The sequence below is a fragment of the bacterium genome (assembly GCA_024224155.1).
Taxonomy (GTDB): domain Bacteria; phylum Acidobacteriota; class Thermoanaerobaculia; order Multivoradales; family JAHEKO01; genus CALZIK01.
Genome location: JAAENP010000330.1, coordinates 1 through 3908, shown reverse-complemented (window position 1 = coordinate 3908; position 3908 = coordinate 1). Strand labels below are relative to the sequence as shown.

At 65.7% G+C, this 3908-nt stretch carries 5 protein-coding genes; 4 read left to right on the top strand and 1 reads right to left on the bottom strand.

The features are described from left to right. Nucleotides 1-124: 124 nt before the first annotated feature. From GY769_16985 to GY769_16970, 4 genes are all read left to right on the top strand, one after another. Nucleotides 125-457, top strand: coding sequence for a hypothetical protein (locus tag GY769_16985; protein MCP4203617.1), 333 nt, complete (start codon nucleotides 125-127; stop codon nucleotides 455-457). A gap of 115 nt (nucleotides 458-572) precedes the next feature. Continuing rightward, nucleotides 573-2009, top strand: a complete 1437-nt coding sequence (locus GY769_16980) for a transposase family protein (GenBank protein ID MCP4203616.1) — start codon at nucleotides 573-575, stop codon at nucleotides 2007-2009. Then, complete coding sequence (locus GY769_16975) at nucleotides 2006-2860, top strand: AAA family ATPase (GenBank protein MCP4203615.1); 855 nt, start codon at nucleotides 2006-2008, stop codon at nucleotides 2858-2860. Before GY769_16980 ends, GY769_16975 begins: the two co-directional genes overlap by 4 nt. After that, complete coding sequence (locus tag GY769_16970; GenBank protein ID MCP4203614.1) at nucleotides 2857-3210, top strand: hypothetical protein; 354 nt, start codon at nucleotides 2857-2859, stop codon at nucleotides 3208-3210. The genes GY769_16975 and GY769_16970 overlap by 4 nt, the downstream gene beginning before the upstream one ends. 269 nt (nucleotides 3211-3479) lie before the next feature. Here the strand turns inward: GY769_16970 and GY769_16965 are convergent. Then, nucleotides 3480-3908: hypothetical protein (locus tag GY769_16965; GenBank protein ID MCP4203613.1), on the bottom strand; the 429-nt coding region annotated here is incomplete at its 5' end.

The following is a 3908-nucleotide window of genomic DNA, read 5'->3' as shown; positions in this document are numbered from 1 at the left end:
TCACAGTGCGCGCTATCGGCGCAAGCCACGCGGCGGGCCTGCAAGTCTGGGGAGAGATTTCGCCTTGCGGGCGAGTTTCTGCTGCGCGTTGGAAGGCTGCCGTCGCCGGGCGACTCCGCCCTCGGTGCGGTTCTTGGGGCGCAAGGTGTTCTTCGGGCTGTGGGTGGTGCTGCTGCCCGTGTTACGGGAGGGTCCGAAGGCACAGCGATTGAGCCGGCTGGAGGAGCATTTCTGCGTGAGCCGTCGGACGCTGTTGCGCTGGCGGCGTTGGTGGCGCGAGACGTTTCCGGCAGGTCGGTTCTGGCAGTCAGCGCGGGGCTGCTGGGCTCAGCCGGTGGCGACGGAAGCGTTGCCGGGCTCGTTACTGGAGGCCTTTGCCGGCGTTGAGGGTACGGCTGAGCAGGTGGCAGCGGTGCTGAAATGGCTCGCTCCGCTGAGCAGCAGTCCATGGCTCTGAGCAGGCTGGGGGATGTTCGCTGTAGACCCGCAGAAGATGCGTCTGGATGCCTGCAGGAGGGGCTCTTAGTCTCGTTTCGACGGCGCCACTACCGGCGTCGGGAAAGGAGAGACTCATGAGCAGACCTTCATCGCACGAGCGCTGGGCCCACCTGCGTTTCGCTGTCGTGGGACCTTTGCTGGCCTCGCCGCCAGGGCGTGGTCAGCTGCGCGAAGAGCTCCAGCGACTGGCGCAGAAAGTGTGGCAGCACCCGATCACCGGTGAGAGCGTACGCTTCGCTGTATCTACGATCGAGCGCTGGTACTACGCAGCACGCTCGGGCCAGGATCCGGTGGGCGTACTGCGGCGCAAGCCCCGCAGCGACCGCGGCCGGCAGTGGGCGCTCAGCGTGTCGCTGAGAGACGTGCTCCGCCAGCAATACAGCGACCACCCGAGCTGGAGCTATCAGCTTCATCTCGACAACTTGGCGACTCGGATTCGCCAAGAGTCGAGCCTGGGTCGGCTGCCCTCCTACGCTAGTCTCCGGCGCTACATGCTCGCTGAGGGTCTGTCTAAGCAGCGCCGAGTGCCGGTCCGCGAGCTGAAGGAAGGCGAGCGTCGCGCCCGCGAGCGCCACGCCTCGCGGGAGGTGCGCAGCTATGAGGCCGAGTACGTCGGCGGGCTCTGGCACCTGGACTTCCATCACGGGTCTCGCAAGATCCTCAATGAGCAAGGGCAGTGGGTCCGGCCTATTCTGCTCGCCATCCTCGACGACCACTCCCGCCTGGTGTGCCACGCCCAGTGGTACTACCAAGAGACGACACAGAGTCTCATCCACGGTCTGCTCCAGGCCCTCTGCAAGCGCGGTCTGCCCCGATCTCTGATGACGGATAACGGCAGCGCGATGGTGGCCGGCGAGACCACCCAGGGCCTGCGGCGCCTGTCGATCCTGCACCAGACCACCTTGCCCTACAGCCCGCACCAAAACGGCAAGCAAGAAGTCCTCTGGGCTCAGGTCGAGGGGCGCCTGCTCGCCATGCTCGAAGGCGAGCCGGACCTGAGCTTGTCGCAGCTCAACACCGCTACCCTGGCCTGGGTGGAGCTGGAGTACCAGCGCAGCGTTCACTCCGAGACCCAGCAGACGCCTCTGGACCGCTGGCTCGACTCACCCTCCGTCGTCCGACCCTGCCCGCCGGAGGGTGAGCTGCGCCTCGCCTTTACTGTCGCCCACACGCGCATCCAGCGCCGCAGCGACGGGACCATCAGCGTGGAAGCAAAACGCTTCGAGGTGCCTTCGCGCTTTCGCCACCTTCGCCAACTTCACATCCGCTACGCCACCTGGGATCTGCGCTCCGTCTGGCTCCTGGACGAGCACGCCGGCACCGTGCTCGAGCGCCTCTATCCCCTGGACAAAACCAAGAACGCCAACGGCGTGCGCCGAGCGATCCAGAAGCCACCGAGCGAAGAGATCCCGTCGCAGGCGCCAGGCATCGCGCCGCTGCTCAAGAAACTGATGGCCGACTACGCCGCCACCGGACTGCCCCCAGCCTACATCCCACAGGAGGACCCATGACCCAAAAACTACGCGCCCTCTTCGGGCTCAAATGGAACCCGTTCTCGCCCAATGTGCCCGCCGAGGCCCTCTGGAGATCCTCCCAGATCGAGCACTTCTGCTGGCGCATCGAGGAACTCGTGCGTGAAGGCGGCTTCGCCCTGATCACCGGAGACCCTGGTACCGGCAAGTCCGTCGCATTGCGCATCCTCGCCCATCACCTCGAGCCGCAGCCCGACGTCCTCGCCGCGGTGCTAACACGCCCCCAGAGCAGCCTCGGCGACTTCTACCGCGAGCTCGGAGACCTCTTCGGCGTCACCCTCGCACCCCACAATCGCTGGACCGGCTTCAAGACCCTGCGCCAGACCTGGCTCACCCACGTCGAGGCCACCCGATATCGTCCCATACTGCTCGTCGACGAAGCCCAGGAGATGCTCCCTTCCGTGCTCGCCGAACTGCGCATCCTTGCCTCCACCGACTTTGACTCGCGAGCCATCCTCACCGTCGTCCTGTGCGGCGATCAACGTCTTTCCCAGCACTTGCGCCGCGACGAGCTGCTGCCCGTGGCCAGCCGCCTCCGCGTCCGACTCCCTCTCGACTACCTACCGCCCAAGGAGCTGCTCGAGTGGCTGCGGCACGTCCTCGAACAGGCCGGACAACCCCAGCTCATGACCCCCGAGGTCATGACCACTCTCACCGAGCACGCCGCCGGAAACCTCCGCGTACTTGCCACCATGGCCAACGAGATGCTTGCCATGGCGGCCCGCCGAGAGCTCACGCAGATCGACCAGAAACTCTACTTCGAGATCTTCGCCAACCAGCCCAACCGACGCCCAGCCGGCCGAGCACATTCCCAGCAAAGCATCAAATGAACAACCAACACCACTACGTCCAACGGGTCCTCGACCTCTACCGCGATACGCCCGGAACCTCGGGCCGAGTAAGGCCCGCCGACCGACGCCTCGCCAAGACCTTCTACCAGCGGGAAGTACCCATCTCGACCGTCCGCGCAGCACTGCTACTCGCCGTCTCCAGACGAACCTTCCGAACACTCGACACCGACCCGCCACAAACCATCAGGTCCTTGCACTATTTTCAGCACGTCGTCCAAGAGCTACTCGATCAACCGCTGCCGGACGGTTACTACCTCGACTACCTCTGTTGGAAACTCGCTCCCCTTCCGCCAAGCCTCACTGCGCCGGACGACCATCAGATACCGTGATCACGGTCCCATCGATTACCGTGATCGCTCTCACCAGCGACGACGAGGGCGCCGACCCATGACTACCTCCGGACAAGTCCGCTCCCAGCTGATCGACGCCCTGCGCCTCGACCTCGTCGGCCCGCGCCCGGGCGAGCCCGGCCACGACCGCTACCGGGACGAAGTCCTGCCCATCGCGCCCTCAGTCTGGCGCAGATGCAGATGTTTACCGATATCGCCCTCAACGAAACGGCGGGCCGCCTCCAGAGAGACGACCCGCCGTCAGCGGCTCAGACGGCTGAGGCGTCTTCGCCTGTCGGTCCGGCCGGTGAGTCCTTGGTTGCCGACTCGGATTCGGCTTCGACCTCAGCGGCTTCACCGCTGGCTTCTTCCTCCTGAGCGGAGGAATCGCCGTCCGGGTCCTGCTCGGTGCGGCCCGGCCGGGTGGTGGACGGCCGGACCTTGACCGCCAGCTCGTTCTGGCCGGCGAAGCGGCACAGGTCTTCGAACTGGCGGGCGACGCGCACGAAGACGTTGTTGTAGTCCTTCATGGCTTCGCCCTTTTCGACCAGGGCTTCGTCGATGTCCCGCTGGAGATCGTTGAGCCCGCCGAGCGCCGAACGCAGCGCGATACAGCGGGTGCCGAGCTCCTCGGCCTGCGGCTTGAGGTCGAGCGGCACCTCGAACAAGGTCTCCCCCAGGGTCGCCTTGAGATCGTC